This is a genomic window from uncultured Aquincola sp. (genome assembly GCF_964001545.1).
Taxonomy (GTDB): Bacteria; Pseudomonadota; Gammaproteobacteria; order Burkholderiales; family Burkholderiaceae_C; genus Aquincola.
The window spans coordinates 1-18,633 of sequence record NZ_CAXFDV010000848.1 but is presented as its reverse complement, the minus strand read 5'-3'; the positions used below and the strand labels follow the sequence as shown (position 1 = coordinate 18,633).

Annotated in this window: 18 protein-coding genes; 1 reads left to right on the top strand and 17 read right to left on the bottom strand. The window is 68.3% G+C overall.

Annotated features, from left to right (window positions below; translation table 11 throughout):
* The 17 genes from trpB to ABNT58_RS29210 form a co-directional block, all read right to left on the bottom strand.
* Nucleotides 1–986: tryptophan synthase subunit beta (trpB, locus tag ABNT58_RS29290; protein ID WP_348756871.1), on the bottom strand; the 986-nt coding region annotated here is incomplete at its 3' end.
* A gap of 5 nt (nucleotides 987–991) precedes the next feature.
* Nucleotides 992–1,660, bottom strand: coding sequence for a phosphoribosylanthranilate isomerase (locus ABNT58_RS29285; protein WP_348756870.1), 669 nt, complete (start codon nucleotides 1,658–1,660; stop codon nucleotides 992–994).
* Entirely contained in the window at nucleotides 1,661–2,467 is an 807-nt protein-coding gene (gene truA / locus ABNT58_RS29280; RefSeq protein WP_348756869.1) for a tRNA pseudouridine(38-40) synthase TruA, read from the bottom strand.
* Complete coding sequence (locus ABNT58_RS29275) at nucleotides 2,460–5,255, bottom strand: FimV/HubP family polar landmark protein (protein ID WP_348756868.1); 2,796 nt, start codon at nucleotides 5,253–5,255, stop codon at nucleotides 2,460–2,462. The genes truA and ABNT58_RS29275 overlap by 8 nt, the downstream gene beginning before the upstream one ends.
* A gap of 182 nt (nucleotides 5,256–5,437) precedes the next feature.
* On the bottom strand, nucleotides 5,438–6,565 hold the full coding sequence (asd, locus tag ABNT58_RS29270; protein WP_348756867.1) for an aspartate-semialdehyde dehydrogenase: 1,128 nt from the start codon (nucleotides 6,563–6,565) through the stop codon (nucleotides 5,438–5,440).
* A gap of 87 nt (nucleotides 6,566–6,652) precedes the next feature.
* On the bottom strand, nucleotides 6,653–7,747 hold the full coding sequence (gene leuB, locus ABNT58_RS29265; protein ID WP_348756866.1) for a 3-isopropylmalate dehydrogenase: 1,095 nt from the start codon (nucleotides 7,745–7,747) through the stop codon (nucleotides 6,653–6,655).
* A 23-nt stretch (nucleotides 7,748–7,770) separates the two neighbouring features.
* On the bottom strand, nucleotides 7,771–8,415 hold the full coding sequence (gene leuD, locus ABNT58_RS29260; protein ID WP_348756865.1) for a 3-isopropylmalate dehydratase small subunit: 645 nt from the start codon (nucleotides 8,413–8,415) through the stop codon (nucleotides 7,771–7,773).
* 122 nt (nucleotides 8,416–8,537) lie between these two features.
* The gene (gene leuC / locus ABNT58_RS29255) at nucleotides 8,538–9,953 is read right to left on the bottom strand and encodes a 3-isopropylmalate dehydratase large subunit (protein ID WP_348756864.1); all 1,416 of its coding nucleotides are present in this window, start codon (nucleotides 9,951–9,953) and stop codon (nucleotides 8,538–8,540) included.
* Between the two features lie 22 nt (nucleotides 9,954–9,975).
* On the bottom strand, nucleotides 9,976–10,899 hold the full coding sequence (locus ABNT58_RS29250; protein ID WP_348756863.1) for a LysR substrate-binding domain-containing protein: 924 nt from the start codon (nucleotides 10,897–10,899) through the stop codon (nucleotides 9,976–9,978).
* A 36-nt stretch (nucleotides 10,900–10,935) separates the two neighbouring features.
* On the bottom strand, nucleotides 10,936–11,952 hold the full coding sequence (locus ABNT58_RS29245; protein WP_348756862.1) for a tripartite tricarboxylate transporter substrate-binding protein: 1,017 nt from the start codon (nucleotides 11,950–11,952) through the stop codon (nucleotides 10,936–10,938).
* Between the two features lie 129 nt (nucleotides 11,953–12,081).
* Nucleotides 12,082–13,392, bottom strand: coding sequence for a citrate synthase (gene gltA, locus ABNT58_RS29240; protein WP_348756861.1), 1,311 nt, complete (start codon nucleotides 13,390–13,392; stop codon nucleotides 12,082–12,084).
* Between the two features lies 1 nt (nucleotide 13,393).
* Complete coding sequence (locus ABNT58_RS29235) at nucleotides 13,394–13,684, bottom strand: succinate dehydrogenase assembly factor 2 (protein WP_348756860.1); 291 nt, start codon at nucleotides 13,682–13,684, stop codon at nucleotides 13,394–13,396.
* 41 nt (nucleotides 13,685–13,725) lie between these two features.
* Nucleotides 13,726–14,430, bottom strand: coding sequence for a succinate dehydrogenase iron-sulfur subunit (locus tag ABNT58_RS29230; protein ID WP_348756859.1), 705 nt, complete (start codon nucleotides 14,428–14,430; stop codon nucleotides 13,726–13,728).
* 49 nt (nucleotides 14,431–14,479) lie between these two features.
* The gene (gene sdhA / locus ABNT58_RS29225) at nucleotides 14,480–16,288 is read right to left on the bottom strand and encodes a succinate dehydrogenase flavoprotein subunit (RefSeq protein ID WP_348756858.1); all 1,809 of its coding nucleotides are present in this window, start codon (nucleotides 16,286–16,288) and stop codon (nucleotides 14,480–14,482) included.
* A gap of 3 nt (nucleotides 16,289–16,291) precedes the next feature.
* Entirely contained in the window at nucleotides 16,292–16,654 is a 363-nt protein-coding gene (gene sdhD / locus ABNT58_RS29220; RefSeq protein WP_348756857.1) for a succinate dehydrogenase, hydrophobic membrane anchor protein, read from the bottom strand.
* 30 nt (nucleotides 16,655–16,684) lie between these two features.
* Nucleotides 16,685–17,113 carry a succinate dehydrogenase, cytochrome b556 subunit gene (gene sdhC / locus ABNT58_RS29215; RefSeq protein ID WP_348756856.1) on the bottom strand — a complete coding sequence of 143 codons (429 nt, stop codon included), beginning with the start codon at nucleotides 17,111–17,113 and terminating at the stop codon, nucleotides 16,685–16,687.
* A gap of 108 nt (nucleotides 17,114–17,221) precedes the next feature.
* On the bottom strand, nucleotides 17,222–17,989 hold the full coding sequence (locus ABNT58_RS29210; protein ID WP_348756855.1) for a GntR family transcriptional regulator: 768 nt from the start codon (nucleotides 17,987–17,989) through the stop codon (nucleotides 17,222–17,224).
* Between the two features lie 150 nt (nucleotides 17,990–18,139).
* Here ABNT58_RS29210 and ABNT58_RS29205 point away from each other — a divergent pair.
* On the top strand, nucleotides 18,140–18,633 hold a 494-nt coding region (locus tag ABNT58_RS29205; RefSeq protein ID WP_348756854.1), incomplete at its 3' end, for a malate dehydrogenase.

Below are 18,633 nucleotides of genomic sequence, written 5' to 3'. Positions count from 1 at the left end.
TTGATGTCCTTCAGGTACGCATGCTCGGGGCCGACGCCGGGGTAGTCCAGGCCGGCCGAGACCGAATGCGTCTCGATGATCTGGCCGTTGGCGTCCTGCAGCAGGTAGGTGCGGTTGCCGTGCAGCACACCGGGCGTGCCGGCCGACAGGCTGGCCGCATGCTTGCCGGTGTCAAGGCCGTGGCCGGCGGCTTCGACGCCGATCAGCCGCGTGCCGGCGTGCGGGATGTAGGGGTAGAAGATGCCCATGGCATTGCTGCCGCCGCCCACGCAGGCGATCACCGCATCGGGTTGGCGCTGCGGGCCCAGCATCTCGGGCATCTGCACCAGGCATTCGTCGCCGATCACGCGCTGGAAGTCGCGCACCATCATCGGGTACGGGTGCGGGCCGGCCACGGTGCCGATGATGTAGAAGGTGTTCTCGACGTTGGTGACCCAGTCGCGCAGCGCTTCATTCAGCGCGTCCTTCAGCGTCTTGCTGCCGCTTTCCACCGGCACCACCTTGGCGCCCAGCAGGTGCATGCGGTAGACGTTGGGCGACTGGCGCTTGACGTCTTCACTGCCCATGTACACCACGCATTCCATGCCGTAACGGGCACAGATGGTGGCGGTGGCCACGCCGTGCTGGCCGGCACCGGTCTCGGCGATCACGCGCGGCTTGCCCATGCGCTTGGCCAGCAGCGCCTGGCCGATGGTGTTGTTCACCTTGTGGGCGCCGGTGTGGTTCAGGTCCTCGCGCTTGAGGTAGATCTGCGCGCCGCCCAGCTCGCGCGACAGGCGCGCGGCGTGGTAGATCGGGCTGGGCCGGCCGACGAAGTGCTTGAGCTCGTACTCGAATTCGCGGCGGAACTCGGGGTCCTTCGAATAGTGGGCGTAGGCCTCTTTCAGCTCGTCGAGCGCGTGGATCAGCGTCTCGGCGACGAAGGTGCCGCCGTAGGGCCCGAAATGCCCTTGGGCATCGGGTTGTGCATAGCTGGTGGTGGTCATGGCAATCAGTGTTCGGAGTGGTGGGCGGCTGCGGCGGCCTGCTGCGCGAGTTGCGCATCGGCCTGCCTGACCGCATCACAGAACCGGCGCATCAGCAGGGCATCCTTGATGCCCTTGCCGACTTCGACGCCGGAGCTCACATCAACGGCCCAGGGCCGGATGCGCAGCACCCCATCGATCACGTTTGCAGGACTCAACCCACCAGACAAAACGACCGGAGCGGGGACGTCGGCGGGAATGAGGGACCAATCGAAAACCTTTCCGCCGCCGCCATAACCGTCGACAAACGCGTCGAGCAGAATGGCCTGGGCTGCCGGGAAACGGGCCGCGAAGTCTAACAAATCGAACCCGGGGCCGATGCGGGCCGCCCGCAGGTAGGGCCTTGCCGGCGCATCGCAGGCTTCTGGCGTCTCGTCGCCATGGAACTGCAGCGTGGCGTTGGGCACCGCGTCGAGCACGCGCGCGATGTGGTCGGCCGAGGCATTGACCAACAGGCACACCGGGGTGACGAAGGCCGGCAGCCGCCGGGCCAGCGCCCGCGCCCGCTCGGGCGTCACGTAGCGCGGGCTGCGCTCGTACGTCACCAGGCCGATGGCGTCGGCGCCGGCCTGCACGGCCGCGTCCACGTCTTCTTCGCGGGTCAACCCGCAGATCTTGATGCGGGTGCGGTTCATTCAGGGCAGCCAGTCTTGGGCCGGCGTGTGGTCAGGGATCTCATGCCGCGCATCGTAGTACGGGCCCACGAAGTAAAGCCCGTCGGCCGGAAAGGTCGGCGCCGCGGCCTGGCGGCTGCGGCCGGCCAGCACCTCGGCCATCCACTGCGGCGGCTTGTGGCCCTGCCCCACCTGCAGCAGGCAGCCCATGATGTTGCGCACCATGTGGTAGACGAAGGCGCTGGCATCGAAATCGAAGCGCCAGTACGCGCCGCGGCGGCTGACCTGCAGGCCGCGCAATGTTTTCACCGGCGACAGCGCCTGGCAGTCGGCCGCCCGAAAGCTGCTGAAGTCGTGCTCGCCGATCAGGTGGGCCGCGGCGGCCTGCATCGCCTCGCCGTCCAGCGGGCGGAACACCCAGCCGCACTGGCCGACTTCGATCGCCGGCCGCACCGGCGACTCCAGCAGCACATAGCGGTAGCGTCGGCCGCGGGCGCTGGCGCGGGCATGGAAGTCGTCGCCCACCGGGCGGCACCACTGCACCGCGATGTCGGACGGCAGGTAGCGGTTGGTGCCGCGCACCCAGGAAAACGGTTCGCGCGCCACCGGCGCGTCCAGGTGCACCACCTGGTTGAGGCCATGCACGCCGGCATCGGTGCGGCCGGCGCACAGGGTATGCACCGGCTGCGCGGCAAAACTGCTCAGCGCCTGCTCCAGGTGGTCTTGCACCGTGCGGCCGTCGGGCTGGCTTTGCCAGCCACGGTAGCCGGTGCCGCGGTAGGCCACGCCGAGCGCGATGCGGCGCCCGGCGGTCGGCGTGTCACTCAAGGCTGTCGAGCAGCTGCTGCGCGCGCGCCTTCAGCGGGCCGCCGGCCTTGGCCACCACTTCTTCCAGCAGGTCGCGGGCGCCTTCCACATCGCCGATCTGGCGGAACTCGTCGGCCAGCTCGAACTTGCGCTGCAGCGGGTCGTCCGCGCCTTCACGCAGGTCGGCGGCGGCGGTGTCGGGGCCGGCGCTGCCGAAGTCGTCCAGGCTGTCGAGGTCGAACTCCAGGTCGGCCGGCATGGTGTTGCGGCGGTCGAGCTGCGGTGCCGGCTCGGGCGGCAGGTCGAGGTCCAGCGACATCGAGTCCAGGTCCAGATCCATCGGCGCGGTGTTCTGCGCCGACGAAGACGGCGGCTGCGCAAATTCCGACGGCGGCGCCGTCATCGGCAGGTCGAAGTCCAGGCTGTTGTCGTCGCGGCCGGAAGAAGGCACCAGGCCGATCGGGCGCGTGGCCTCCATCGACAGCGGCGTCAGGTCGCCCGGCTGCGTGGGCTGATCCAGGTCGAGGTCGAGTTCCAGCGAGCTGATCGGCGGGAGGTCGGCGTCGAAGCTGGGGCTGGTGGTGGCAAAGCCCATGGCCGGCAGCACCGACTGCGGCATGGTGCTGGCGCCCAACGGCTCGTTCATCGTGCTGCCACCGGCCTGCGCCGGCGAAGGCGAGCCGCCCGGCTGGTACAGCGGGTTCTCGGGGTCAATCTGCAGGCCCAGCTGCTGGGCCTTGTCCCAGTCCTCGCCCTCGCCGCGCGTCATCGCGTACAGCTGGGTGGCCAGCAGCTCGTAGCCCTTGGTGTCGCGCCGCTTGGCGTACACCTCGAGCAGCTTGCTGCGCACCGCCAGGCGGCCCGGGTCGCTGCGCATCGCCTCCTTCAGGATTTCTTCGGCCTGCAGGTCGCGGCCATAGGCCAGGTACACGTCGGCTTCGGCCACCGGGTCCACGTCGCCGATGGCGTCGAGCTGGCTGAGCGAATAGTTCATCGACGACGACGAATGGCCGGTGGCCTCGCGGGTGTCGATGCGCTGGCCGCCGGTGGCGCCGAAGAAAGAGTCGGGCTGCAGCCGGCTTTCCAGGAACGAGGTCTCGCCGCTGTCGGCCTGCTTCTTCTGCCGCCAGCGGTAGTAGCCCAGGCCACCCAGCAGCAGCAGGATCAGCGCGCCGCCGGGCAGCAGCAGCGGGTTGTCGGCCAGCAGGCTGGGCTGCTCCACCGGCTGCGGCGTGACCACCGGCGGCACCGAGGCCGGGCGGGCAGGCGCGGACGCCGAGGGCGAGGTGCCCGCCACCGCGGAGCCGGAGGCCAGCGGCGCCGATGCGGCGGCCGCCATCGGCATGCCGCCGGCAGCCGAGGCGCCGGCCGACGGGGCAGCGCCCGCGGTGGCGCCGCTCCCTGCCACGACGGCAGAGCCGGCCGGGCTGGCGGCACCGGCCTGGACGCCTGCCCCGGCCGCGCCTTGAGCGGCCGGGTTGGCGCCTGCGTTGCCAGCGGCACTGGCAGCAGCCGCCCCCGGCATCGAGGCGCTGGCGCCGCCGGCCGCGCCAGGCAGCGCTGCGCCGCCGGTGGCGCCGGCCTGCAGGCGCTTCAAATCTTCCACGTTGCGCGCCAGCTCGGCCGCGCGGGCGGCGTCGTCGCGGCGCTGGGCTTCACCCGAGGCACGCGCTTCCGGCGCCGAAGCCTGCACCGAGCCTTGCGACAGCTTCAGCCGGTCCGGCGTAGCGGCAGCGGCCTGCTTGCGGTCGTCCACCTGGGCCTGCACCTGGCCACGCGCCTGGCGCGCCGGCTCGTCGGGCTGCACGGCAGGCGCCACGCCGGCCAGGCGCTGGCGGTAGGCGCCGAAGTCGGCACTTTGGGCCTGGATGACCTGGCGCGCTTCGCCACTGCTGGTCTGGCGCACCTGATCGGCCGAAGGCACCGCCAGCGTGGCGCCGGCACGCAGCCGGTTCATGTTGCCGTCGATGAACGCCTGGGGGTTGCTGCGGTACAGCGCCACCAGCATCTGGTCGAGCGACACGCCGGCATGCTGCGTGTTGGTGGCGATGCGGTAGAGCGTTTCGCCCGGGCGCACGGTGTAGGCCTCGCCCGCGGCAGCAGAAGCCTGCTGCGGTGCGCGCGGCGGTGGCGTGGCCGGGCGCTGGGCCGCGGCGGGCGCCGGTGCCTGCGGTGCGGGCGGCAGAGGGGCCGGCGTGGCGGGCACGGCCGGCGCAGGCGCCTGCCCTGCCGGCGCAGCGCCCTGCGCCGGGGCCGTGTTTTGCGCCACCGGCGACGGTGCCGGTGCCGGGCGCGGGCTGGCGGCGCGCGGCGTGGGTTGCGGCAGCGGCGCCGGCGCGATGGAAGGCGGCACCGGCGCGGCGGCCACCGCCGGCGGCGGCGGCACGCGGCCCGGCGGGTCGAACAGCATCGTGTACTCGCGCACCAGGCGGCCGCTGGACCAGCCGATGTCGAGGATCACGTCGACGAAAGGCTCCTGCACCGCGCGGTCGCTGGTCAGCCGCACGTAGGGCCGGCCGTCGGGGCGGCGCTGCAGCTGCACGCTGGTGCCCGGCAGCACCGGGTTGTAGTCGACGCCAGCGGCGCGGTAGGCCTCGGGCGAGGCCACGCGCAGGCGCAGCGTGGCGGCTTCTTCCGGCGAGATGCTGGTGACGTCTATCTCGGCACGCAGCGCTTCACCGAGCGCGGACTGCACCGTCACCCGGCCCAGGCCCAGTGCCCAGCTGGCCGGCGCCACCGCGCACAGCAGCGCGGCCACGGCGACGGCCGACAAGGCGGGGCCGTGCGCCGTCAAAGAGCGTTTCTTCAAGATGTCTCCCGGGTGCGCTCGGCGGACCACGCACCCGCAGGTCCGGCGCCAACAACGCGTTCTGGATGGGGGCGCCGGGATGTCCGCGGCAGCCTGAAAACCGTCGATTTCACAGTATCAGCAAGCATATAGCCTAGTCAGCTCATGCAAGTTCTGATGTGTGCGGTCGACGGTGGTCAGCTTCAGGCTTCCAGCAGGATGCGCAGCATGCGGCGCAGCGGCTCGGCCGCGCCCCACAGCAGCTGGTCGCCGATGGTGAAGGCACCCACGTACTCGGGGCCCATCGCCATCTTGCGCAGGCGGCCAACCGGGATGGTCAGCGTGCCGGTGGTGGCCACCGGCGTCAGGTCGCGCAGCGTGGCTTCGCGGGTGTTGGGAACGAGCTTGACCCATGGGTTGTCATTGGCGATCAGGCTTTCAAGATCGGCCAGCGGCACGTCCTTCTTGAGCTTGAAAGTGAGCGCTTGACTATGGCAGCGCATGGCGCCGATGCGCACGCAGAAGCCATCGACCGGCGTTGCGGGGCTGCCGAAGCCTTCGCCCTGGCCGAGGATCTTGTTGGTCTCGGCCATGCCCTTCCACTCTTCCTTGGACATGCCGTTGCCCAGGTCCTTGTCGATCCAGGGGATCAACGAGCCACCCAGCGGCACGCCGAAGTGCTGCGTCTCGTCGGCCGACAGGCTGCGCTGCTGCGCCAGCAGCTGGCGGTCGATCTCGAGGATGGCGCTCTTGGGGTCGTCCAGCAGCGGGCGTACCGCGGCGTTCAGGGTGCCGAACTGGGTGAGCAGCTCGCGCATGTGCTGCGCGCCGCCGCCCGAAGCCGCCTGGTAGGTCTGGGTGCTCATCCACTCGACCAGGCCGGCCTTGTACAGCGCGCCCACGCCCATCAGCATGCAGCTGACGGTGCAGTTGCCGCCGATCCAGTTGCGGCCGCCCTTGGCCAGCGCGTTCTTGATCACCGGCAGGTTGACCGGGTCGAGCACGATGACGGCGTCATCGGCCATGCGCAGCGAGGAGGCGGCGTCGATCCAGTGGCCGTTCCAGCCAGCGGCGCGCAGCTTGGGATACACCTCGGTGGTGTAGTCGCCGCCCTGGGCCGTGAGGATGATGTCGCAGCGCTTGAGCGCCTCGATGTCGTAGGCGTCGTGCAGCCTGGTTTCGTTCTTCGCCATCGCGGGGGCGGCGCCGCCCGCGTTGCTGGTGCTGAAGAACACCGGCTCGATGTGGTCGAAGTCGCCTTCGGCCACCATGCGGTCCATCAGCACGGAGCCGACCATGCCGCGCCAACCAACCAGACCTGTGAGTGCCATTTCAGTTCGCCCTTTCGTGTTGAGAAACCTGGTGTCCCGGCTCGCTTCGCCGGGATCCAGGGTTGGGGCGAGACGAACCGGAGCTTGCTAGCTCTTGGTAATGCCCTTGGTGGTCTTGATCGCTTCGACCACGGCGTCGCCCATCTCGCGGGTGCCCACCTTCTTCGTGCCTTCGCTCCAGATGTCCGGCGTGCGCAACCCTGCGGACAGCACAGCGCTGACGGCCGACTCGATCCGGTCGGCGGCCTGGGGCTGGTTGAGGGAGAAGCGGAGCATCATGGCGGCAGACAAGATTGTAGCCAGCGGGTTGGCGATGCCCTTGCCCGCGATGTCCGGCGCGCTGCCATGGCTGGGCTCGTACAGGCCATTGTTGTTTTTGTCCAACGAAGCCGAGGGCAGCATGCCGATGGAGCCGGTGAGCATGGCCGCCGCGTCGGACAGGATGTCGCCGAACATGTTGCCGGTGACGATGACGTCGAACTTCTTCGGCGCCTTCACCAGCTGCATGGCCGCGTTGTCCACGTACATGTGGTCCAGCTGCACGTCGGGGTAGTCGGCATGCACCTCGGTGACCACGTCCTTCCAGAACTGGAAGGTTTCCAGCACGTTGGCCTTGTCGACGCTGGTGACGCGGCCGCCGCGCTTGCGCGCCGCCTGGAAGGCGACGTGCGCGATGCGCTCGATCTCCGGCCGGCTGTAGCGCATGGTGTCGAAGGCTTCTTCGGTGCCGGGGAAGTGCCCGTCCACCGCGGTGCGGCGGCCCCGCGGCTGGCCGAAGTAGATGTCGCCGGTGAGCTCACGGATGATGAGGATGTCCAGGCCGGCCACCAGCTCGGGCTTCAGGCTGGAGGCATGCGTCAGCTGCTCGTAGCAAATGGCCGGGCGGAAGTTGGCGAACAGGCCCAGGTGCTTGCGCAGCCCCAGGATGGCCTGCTCGGGCCGCAGTGGGCGGTCGAGCTTGTCGTACTTCCAGTCGCCGACGGCGCCGAACAGCACCGCGTCGGCGGCCTTGGCCAGGTTGAGCGTGGCCTCGGGCAGCGGATGGCCGGCGGCCTCGTAGGCCGCGCCGCCCACGGGGGCGCTTTCCAGCTCGAAGTTCAGGTCGAGCACGTTGAGCACCTTGACCGCCTCGTCGACGATCTCGGGGCCGATGCCGTCACCCGGCAGCACTGCAATCTTCATGGCGTGGGTTCTTTCGGTCGGGTTTACAGCGTGCGGGCCAGCCAGGGCTTGCGCAGCAGCCGCTCGGCCTCGTAGGCGCGGATCTTGTCGGCATGGCGCAGCGTCAGGCCGATGTCGTCGAAGCCGTTGGTCAGGCAGTACTTGCGGAAGGGCTCGATGTCGAAGGCCAGCTCGCTGCCGTCGGGCTTGACCACCACCTGGCGCGGCAGGTCGACGGTCAGGCGGTAGCCGACGAAGGCGGCCACTTCATCGAACAGCTGCGCCACCTGCGACTCGGGCAGGCGGATCGGCAGCACGCCGTTCTTGAAGCAGTTGTTGAAGAAGATGTCGGCGAAGCTGGGCGCGATGAGCGCACGGAAGCCGTACTGCTCCAGCGCCCAGGGCGCGTGCTCACGGCTGGAGCCGCAGCCGAAGTTCTGCCGCGCCAGCAGCACCGAGGCACCCTGGTAGCGCGGCTGGTTGAGCACGAAGTCGGGGTTGGGCTTGCGGCTGGCCGGGTCCTGGCCGGGCTCGCCGTGGTCCAGGTAACGCCATTCGTCGAACAGGTTGGGGCCGAAGCCGGTGCGCTTGATCGACTTCAGAAACTGCTTGGGAATGATCGCGTCGGTGTCGACGTTCTCGCGGTCCATCGGGGCGACGAGCCCCTGGTGCACGGTAAAAGCTTGCATGGTGATCCTTGTTGCGACGGGCGGCTGTTGACCCAGCGACCGCCGCGGAACTGGCTTGGCCAGGCCGCTGGCGGTGCCCCCTTGAGGGGGCGGCCGTCAGGCCGTAGGGGGGTGGGCTTGTCCTATGCGATGCGGCGCACGTCCACGAAGTGACCTTCCAACGCTGCGGCCGCGGCCATCGCGGGGCTGACGAGGTGGGTGCGGCCGCCGGCGCCCTGGCGGCCTTCGAAGTTGCGGTTGCTGGTGGAAGCACAGCGCTCGCCGGGCTCCAGCCGGTCGGCATTCATCGCCAGGCACATGCTGCAGCCGGGCTCGCGCCACTCGAAGCCGGCGGCCTTGAACACCTGGTCCAGGCCTTCCTTCTCGGCCTGCGCCTTCACCAGGCCCGAGCCGGGCACCACCATCGCCAGCTTGACGTTGGCCGCCACACGGCCACCCAGGCGGCGCACCACGGCGGCGGCTTCGCGCATGTCCTCGATGCGCGAGTTGGTGCACGAGCCGATGAACACCTTGTCGATGCGGATGTCGGTGATGGCCTGGTTGGGCTGCAGCGCCATGTACTGCAGCGCACGCTCCATCGCGCCGCGCTTGTTGGCGTCCTTCTCACGGTCGGGGTCGGGCACGCGGTCTTCGATGGACAGCACCATCTCGGGCGAGGTGCCCCAGGTGACCTGCGGGCGGATGGCCGCGGCATCCAGCTCCACGACCGCGTCCCAGTGGGCATCGGCGTCGGAGTGCAGCGTGCGCCAGTAGGCCACGGCCTGGTCCCATTCCACGCCTGCGGCCGGGGCCAGCGGGCGGTGCTTGACGTAGGCCAGCGTGGTCTCGTCCACCGCCACCAGGCCGGCACGGGCGCCGGCTTCGATGGCCATGTTGCACACCGTCATGCGGCCTTCCATGCTCAGCGCACGGATGGCGGAGCCGGCGAACTCGATGGTGTAGCCGGTGCCGCCGGCGGTGCCGATCCTGCCGATGATGGCCAGCACGATGTCCTTGGCGCCGCAGCCGGCTGGCAGCTTGCCTTCCACCTTCACCAGCATGTTCTTGGCCTTCTTGGCCAGCAGCGTTTGCGTGGCCAGCACATGCTCCACCTCGCTGGTGCCGATGCCGTGCGCCAGCGCGCCGAAGGCGCCGTGGGTGGAGGTGTGCGAGTCGCCGCAGACCACCGTCATGCCGGGCAGCGTGGCGCCCTGCTCCGGGCCGATGACGTGCACGATGCCCTGGCGCAGGTCGTTCATCTTGAACTGCGTGATGCCGAAGCGGTCGCAGTTGCTGTCCAGCGTGTCCACCTGCAGCCGCGACACCGGGTCGGCGATGCCGCCCGAGCGGTCGGTGGTGGGCACGTTGTGGTCGCTCACCGCCAGGTTGGCCGAGATGCGCCAGGCCTTGCGGTGGGCGATGTCCAGGCCCTCAAAGGCCTGCGGGCTGGTCACCTCGTGCAGCAGGTGGCGGTCGATGTACAGCACCGCGGTGCCGTCTTCTTCGGCGTGGACGACGTGTTCGTCCCAGATCTTGTCGTAAAGCGTGCGGCCGGTCATGGTGGCTACTCCAGGCAGGTAATCAGGACAGGGAAAGGGAAGCTGCGGGCGCCGCCTCGGCGGGCACGCCCAGCGCATCGATGAAGCGCTGCACCGCGGTGGGCAGCACGGGTTGGTCGCGCACCGCCAGCCGGTACTGGCGACAGGCCCAGGGTTCGGTGAAACCCAGCACCTTGAGGTCGAAGAGGCGCTGCAGACGGTCGGCCACGCCGGCGGGCAGCAGGGCCACGCCCAGGCCGGCCTCCACCAGCTGGGCCACGGCGTCGAAGCCGCGCACCTGCACCCGCACGTTCAGCACGCGGCCCGAGCGCTGGGCATGCTCCAGCATGGTCTGGTGCAGCGAACTGCCGATGGGCAGGCCGACGATCTCATGGTCGAGCAGCGCGTCGAAATCGACCGACTTGCGGCGCGCCAGCGCATGGCCGCGCGGCACCACGGCGCGCAGCAGCGCCTCGCGGTAGGCATGGGTGCGCAGGCCCTCTTCCAGGTGCTGCGGCGGCACGTACACACCCACGTCGGCGCGGCCGTCGGCCACCGCGGCCAGCACCTGGGCGCTGCCCAGGTCTTCCAGGCTGATGCGGATGCCGGGATGCGCCTGCGAAAAGGCCGCCAGGTCGGCCGGCAGCGACTCGGCGATGGCGCCGGCATTGGCCGCGATGCGCAGGTGGCCGCGGATGCCGCGCGAGAACTCCATCACCTCGCTCTCCAGCGCATGCAGCGAGGCATGGAGGCTGCGGATGTGGCGCACCAGCGCGTGGCCGGCCTCGGTCAGTTCCACACCGCGGGCGCGGCGGTCGAACAGCTTCACGCCCAGCCGCGTCTCGACATCGGACAGCCGCCGGCTGGCCGCGGCCAGGGCCAGGTGCTCCCGCTGGGCGCCAGCGGTGATGCTGCGGGTTTCAGCGATGGCCAGCACGAGGTTCAGCGTGACGAGGTCGAAGCGCATGGGCGGCGGCGGCGCGCGGTCAGGTGGTGCGCGCGGCTATTCGGGCGTGATGCCGGCGCTGGTCACGGCCTTGGCCCACTTCACCGTTTCCTTGGCGGCGAACAGGCCCAGGTCGGCCGGGCTGCTCGGCGTGAGCCGGAAGCCCGACACCGCCAGCTTGGACTGCACGCCGGCATCGGTCAAGGCGGCGCGCACCCACTGGTTCATCTGATTCACCTGGGCCGGCGCGGTGCCGGCGGGCGCGTACATCGCGAACCAGGCGGTCATCTCGAACGCGGGCACCACGGTGGACATCGGCGGCACGCCGGGCAGCATCGGATGCTCGGCGGCCGAGGTGACGGCCAGCGCGCGCAGCTTGCCGGCCTTGATCTGCGGCACCGCCGAGGCCAGGTCGGCGAACACCAGCTGGATCTGCCCGCCGATGGCATCGGTCATGGCCGGCTGCACCCCCTTGTAGGGCACGTGCACCATCTTGAGCTGGTTGGCCGAGACCAGCGCATGGCCGGGCACCAGGCTGCCGCTGGAGCCCGAGCCCCAGGCCAGCTTGTCGGGGTTGGCGCGCACATGGCTGATGAACCTGGGCGCCGTGTCAGCCGGCACCGTCGGGTTGATCAGCAGCACGAACGGGATTTCGCCCAGGCGCGACACCGGGGTGAAGTCCTTGATCGGGTCGTAGGGCAGCTTGCGGTACAGCGAGGCATTGGCCGCATGCGTGGTGCTGGTGGCGATCAAGAACGTGTGGCCATCGGGCGCGGCCTTGGCGGCCTGCGCAGTGCCGATGGAGCCGTTGGCGCCCGGGCGGTTTTCCACCACCACCGGCTGGCCGGCGGCTTGCGCGATGCGCTCGCCCATCACGCGGGCGAGCTGATCGGTGGCACTGCCGGCTGGAAACGGCACCACGAAGGTGATGGCGCGCTGCGGGTAGGCCGGCGGCGCGGCAGGGGCCAGTGCCGGCCAGGCCCCAGCAGCCAGGCTCGCCGCCAGCAGACACAGGCTGCGGCGGCGCCGGGCCACGGGCATCGAGGGCAGGAACATCTTGCAGTCTTCGCGCATGGCGCCAGCATAGACCGCCGGCGAAGGGGCGGCGTGCGAGATTGGACGACCAAGCCTTCGCGCGGCGCGAAGGCTGCACCACGAAAAACGCCCCGGAGGACCGGGGCGTTGGCGTGGTGCGAAGAACGATCAGCGCTGGCCGATGGGCTTCACGTCGCGGGCGGTGGCGCCCGAGAACAGCTGGCGCGGACGGCCGATCTTGTACTCGGGGTCGCCGATCATCTCGTTCAGCTGGGCGATCCAACCGACGGTGCGGGCCAGCGCGAAGATGGCGGTGAACAGGCTGACCGGGATGCCGATCGCGCGCTGCACGATGCCCGAGTAGAAGTCGACGTTCGGGTACAGCTTGCGCGACACGAAGTAGTCGTCTTCCAGCGCGATCTTTTCCAGCGACATGGCCAGCTTGAACAGCGGGTCGTCGTGCAGGCCCAGCGCGTCCAGCACCTCGTGGCAGGTCTCGCGCATCAGCTTGGCGCGCGGGTCGTAGTTCTTGTAGACCCGGTGACCGAAGCCCATCAGCTTGACGCTGCTGTTCTTGTCCTTGACCTGCTTGATGAACTCGCCGATCTTTTCGGCGCCGCCCTGGCGCTGGATGTCCTCCAGCATGTTCAGCGCGGCTTCGTTGGCGCCGCCGTGCGCCGGGCCCCACAGGCAGGCCACGCCCGCCGCGATGGCCGCGAACGGGTTGGTGCCCGACGAGCCGCACAGCCGCACCGTGGAGGTGGAGGCGTTCTGCTCGTGGTCGGCGTGCAGGATGAAGATGCGGTCCATCGCGCGCACCAGCACCTCGTTCGGCACGTACTCTTCGCACGGCGTGGCGAACATCATGCGCATGAAGTTCGCGGTGTACGACAGGTCGTTCTTCGGGTAGATGTACGGCTGGCCGATGCCGTACTTGTAGGCCATGGCCACCAGCGTCGGCATCTTCGCGATCAGGCGGATGGCCGAGATCTCGCGGTGCTGCGGGTTCGTGATGTCGGTGCTGTCGTGATAGAAGGCCGACAGACCGCCCACCAGACCGGTCATCACCGCCATCGGGTGCGCATCACGGCGGAAGCCGCGCAGGAAGAACTGCATCTGCTCGTTGACCATCGTGTGATTGGTCACCGTCTTGACGAAGTCGGTCTTCTGCGTTTCGTTGGGCAGCTCGCCGTTGAGCAGCAGATAGCAGGTCTCGAGGAAGTCGCACTGGGTGGCGAGCTGCTCGATGGGGTAGCCGCGGTACAGCAGTTCGCCCTTGTCACCGTCGATGTAGGTGATGGTGGAGTTGCACGAAGCCGTCGACAGGAAGCCGGGGTCGTAGGTGAACTTGCCGGTCTGCGCGTACAGCTTGCGGATGTCGATGACGTCCGGGCCCACCGTGCCCTTGTAGATGGGCAGGTCCATGCTGGGGCTGCCGTCAGTGAACGACAGGGTGGCTTTCACGTCGGATGGGGTCATCTCACTTCCCTTTCTGGAGGATGGTTCCGGGGGTTCTCATCATCCCGAGCAGCTGATGGACTTCTGGACGGTCCATCTCGCCACTCGGTTCTGTACGCATCAACATCAGATCCAGCAGATCGTTGTCCGACAGATCCATCAATGCCAGCAAGGCCTGGGCCTGCGATTCGGTCAGATGATGCTCATGGCGCTGGAAGAAGCGCTCGATGAACAGGTCGTTCTCGAGCAGCCCGCGGCGGCACCGCCACTTCAGGCGATTGATCGCACCAGCATCCAGCAAAGTTTCCATCATCACCCTTGCTCAGGCCTGACCTTGTGGCATCGAGCGCGCCCTCAAACGGCGCGACGAACCATCAGTTCCTTGATCTTGCCGATCGCCTTCGTCGGGTTCAGTCCCTTGGGGCAGACGTCGACGCAGTTCATGATCGTGTGGCAACGGAACAGGCGGTACGGGTCCTCGAGGTTGTCGAGGCGCTCGGCCGTGCCCTGGTCGCGGCTGTCCGCGATGAAGCGGTAGGCCTGCAGCAGCCCGGCGGGGCCGACGAACTTGTCGGGGTTCCACCAGAAGCTGGGGCAGCTGGTCGAGCAGCTGGCGCACAGGATGCACTCGTACAGGCCGTTCAGCTCGTCGCGCTCCTCGGGCGACTGCAGGCGCTCCTTGTCGGGCGGCGGCGTGTCGTTGATGAGGTAAGGCGTGATCGAGTTGTACTGCTTGAAGAACTGCGTCATGTCCACGATCAGGTCGCGGATCACGGGCAGGCCGGGCAGCGGCTTCAGCACGATCGGGTCCTTGAGCGTGCGCATGTTGGTCAGGCACGCCAGGCCGTTCTTGCCGTTGATGTTCATCGCGTCGGAGCCGCACACGCCTTCACGGCACGAACGCCGGAAGGAGATGGTCGGGTCCTGCGCCTTGAGCTTGTTCAGGGCGTCGAGCAGCATGCGCTCGTGGCCGTCGAGTTCGATCTCGACGACCTGCATGTAGGGCTTGGCGTCCTTGTCGGGGTCGTAGCGGTAGATGTGGAAGGTGCGCTTCGTCATGGCTGGGTAATCCTTGCAGAGCCTTGCAGAGCCGGTTCGGGGGCCTGGATCAGAACGTGCGGACCTTGGGCGGCACCGATTCGACGGTCAGCGGCTTCAGGTTGACGGGCTTGTATTCGAGCCGGTTGTCTTCGCTGAAGAACAGCGTGTGCTTCATCCATTCGGCGTCGTTGCGGCCGAGCGGGAACTGCGGGTCGTCCGCCGGACGCTCGTAGTCCTCGACCGTGTGGGCGCCACGGCATTCGGTGCGGGCCGCCGCCGAGATCATCGTCGCCTTCGCGGCTTCGATCAGGTTCTCGACTTCCAAGGCCTCGACGCGGGCAGTGTTGAAGACCTTGGACTTGTCCTTCAGGCCGATGTTGGGCACGCGCTGGGCCACTTCGAGGATCTTGCGCACGCCTTCGTCCATCGACGCCTGGGTGCGGAACACCGCCGCATGCTGCTGCATGACCGAGCGGATCTCGTTGGCCACGTCCTGCGCGTATTCGCCGCTGGTGCTGCTGTCCAGGCGGGCGACGCGTTCCAGCGTGCGGTCCACGGCGTCGGCCGGCAGCGGCTTGTGGTTCTTGTTCTTGTTGTTGAACTCGACGATGTGGTTGCCCGCGGCGCGGCCGAACACCACCAGGTCGAGCAGCGAGTTGGTGCCCAGGCGGTTGGCGCCGTGCACCGACACGCAGGAGCATTCGCCCACCGCGTACAGGCCGTTGACGATGGCGTTGGGGATCTGCCCGTTGGGCGTGACCACCTGGCCGTGGATGTTCGTCGGGATGCCACCCATCTGGTAGTGGATGGTGGGCACCACCGGGATCGGTTCCTTGGTGATGTCGACGTTGGCGAAGTTGTGGCCGATCTCGAACACAGAAGGCAGGCGCTTCATGATGGTGTCGGCGCCCAGGTGGGTCATGTCCAGCACCACGTAGTCCTTGTTGGGACCACAGCCACGGCCTTGCTTGATCTCCTGGTCCATGCAGCGCGAGACGAAGTCGCGCGGTGCCAGGTCCTTCAGCGTGGGCGCATAGCGCTCCATGAAGCGCTCGCCATCGCTGTTGCGCAGGATGGCGCCTTCACCGCGGCAGCCTTCGGTCAGCAGCACGCCCGCGCCGGCCACGCCGGTGGGGTGGAACTGCCAGAACTCCATGTCCTGCAGCGGGATGCCGGCACGTGCGGCCATGCCCAGACCGTCGCCGGTGTTGATGAAGGCGTTGGTGCTGGCCGCGAAGATGCGGCCCGCGCCGCCGGTGGCCAGCAGCGTGGTCTTGGCTTCCAGGATGTGGATGTCGCCGGTTTCCATCTCCAGCGCGGTCACGCCCACCACGTCGCCTTCAGCGTCGCGGATCAGGTCCAGCGCCATCCATTCGACGAAGAAGTTGGTGCGGGCCTTGACGTTCTGCTGGTAGAGCGTGTGAAGCATCGCGTGGCCGGTGCGGTCGGCCGCGGCGCAGGCGCGCTGCACCGGCTTTTCGCCGTAGTTGGCGGTGTGGCCGCCGAACGGGCGCTGGTAGATGGTGCCGTCGGGGTTGCGGTCGAACGGCATGCCGAAGTGTTCGAGCTCGTACACCACCTTGGGCGCTTCACGGCACATGAACTCGATGGCGTCCTGGTCGCCCAGCCAGTCGGAGCCCTTGATGGTGTCGTAGAAGTGGTAGTGCCAGTTGTCCTCGCTCATGTTGCCCAGCGAGGCACCGATGCCGCCCTGCGCCGCCACGGTGTGCGAGCGGGTGGGAAACACCTTGCTGAGCACGGCCACGTTGAGGCCGGCGCGGGACAGCTGCAGCGAGGCGCGCATGCCGGAACCACCGGCGCCGACGATGACGACGTCGAACTTGCGGCGCGGAAGGGAAGAAGCGTTGACGGCCATTTCTTAAAGTCTCCAGAGCACTTGCACTGCCCAGCCGGCGCAGCCGACGAGCCACGCGATCGTTGCCACCTGCAGGCCCAGGCGCAGACCGACCGGCTTCACGTAGTCCATCCACACGTCGCGGATGCCGACCCACACGTGATAAAGCAGGGCGATGATGACGACAAACGTAAGCACCTTCATCCACTGGTGGGAAAAGATGCCGGACCAGCGGTCGTAGTTGAGTTCGCCGGGCAGGAGCACCTGCACCAGCAGCACGAGGGTGAACAGGGCCATCAGGACCGCAGTGACGCGCTGGCTGAGCCAGTCGCGCAGGCCGTAGTGCGCGCCTACGACGATGCGCTTGGAACCGTAGTTGGTGGACATCGTGAGCTGAATCTTCTTGTGGAACGGGGATCAGTACAGGCCGAAGAGCTTGGCGCCCAGCAGCACGGTGAGGATGCTGCTGGCAACCAGCGTGAACACGGCCGAGTGGTGGCCGGCGCCCTTGGTGACCGCGTGGGTGGCATCCATCCACAGGTGGCGCACGCCGGCGATGAAGTGGAGCAGGTAGGCCCAGATCAGCGCCAGCGACACCAGCTTGAGGAACCAGCCGGGCACGAAGCCGATGCCGGCCCGGAACGCGCTGGCAAAGCCGTCGTACGAGATCTCGGAGGTGACGCTGGCGTCGAACATCCAGATCACGAACGGCAACAACAGAAACATGATCACGCCGCTGATGCGGTGAAGAATCGACACGATGCCGGCGGGCGGCAAGCGGTACTTCACGATCTGCGTGACGTGGATGTTCCGGTAGACGGGACGGGTTTTCAGGGTGTCTGCCATATGCATCCTTGGGCCGGCGGGGAGGGTTGTAATCGCAGTGAAACCGCGGGAGTTTATTGCAACGCAGCAGGGCGCAGGCACGGGTAGCCACACGCCCAACTGCCTTCGTCAACTGAGTTCGTTTCTGTAGAAGTGGGTGGTGGTGTCGTAGAGGCCGCGGCGCCACTCCACCGGCTTGTTGCCGTAGGTGTAGGACAGCCGTTCGACCGACAGCAGCGGCGTGCCCGCGGGCACTTCCAGCAGCTCGGCGGAGGCGCCGCTGGCGGCCACCGCACGGATCTTTTCCTCGGCGCGGATCATGCGCACGCCGAACTCGCTTTCGAAAAGCCGGTACAGCGGCGCACGCAGCTCCGACAGCCGCTCGGCCGTCAGGCCCTTGAACTGCGCACCCGCCAGCCAGATGTCGTCCAGCACCACCGGCCGCTCACGGAAGTACAGCAGGCGCCGCACCTGCAGCACCGGCTCGCCGCTGCGCAGCTCCAGCGCCTTGGCCACGTCGGCCGGCGCCCGCAGGCGGCGGCAGTCCAGGAAGCGGCGCGGCATGTTGCCGGCCTCGCCTTCATCGGGAATCAGCCGCAGGAAGCGGAACTGCACCTTCTCTTCGGCATGGGTGGCCACGAAGGTGCCCTTGCCCTGGCGGCGCACCAGCAGGTTCTCGGTGGCCAGCTCGTCGATGGCCTTGCGCACCGTGCCCTGGCTGACCTTGAAACGCGCGGCCAGCTCGGTCTCGCTGGGAATGGGCTCGCCCGGCTTCCATTCGCCGCCTTGCAGGCTCTGGGTGATCAGCGCCTTGATCTGCTGGTACAGGGGGCTGAAAGACGGCGCCATGGCGGCAGGGCCGCTGGTCGGCTCGGGCGATGGCAGCGCGGAAGACATCCTTCCATTCCATCACAGAACCGATGTCTTACATAAGACATAAGATCTTCGACCGCATCGTCAATCGCCCTGACGGGGGCTAAACTCGTGGGCTGGTCGGACCTTAGCGCCCTCACCCTCTCCTTTTTCCTTCCCCATCAGGAGTTCTCCATGAGCAAGTCGCCCGTTCGCGTGGCCGTCACCGGCGCCGCCGGTCAAATCGGTTATGCCCTGCTGTTCCGCATCGCCTCCGGCGAAATGCTGGGCAAGGACCAGCCGGTCATCCTGCAACTGCTCGAGATCCCCGACGAGAAGGCCCAGAACGCGCTCAAGGGCGTGATCATGGAACTGGACGACTGCGCCTTCCCGCTGGTGGCCGGCATCGTCGCCACGGGCGATCCGGAAGTGGCCTTCAAGGACGCCGACTACGCCCTGCTGGTGGGCGCCCGCCCGCGCGGCCCCGGCATGGAACGCAAGGACCTGCTGTCGGCCAACGCCCAGATCTTCACCGCGCAGGGCAAGGCGCTGAACAAGGTGGCTTCGCGCAACGTCAAGGTGCTGGTGGTGGGCAACCCGGCCAACACCAACGCCTACATCGCGATGAAGTCGGCCCCCGACCTGCCGGCCAAGAACTTCACCGCCATGCTGCGCCTGGACCACAACCG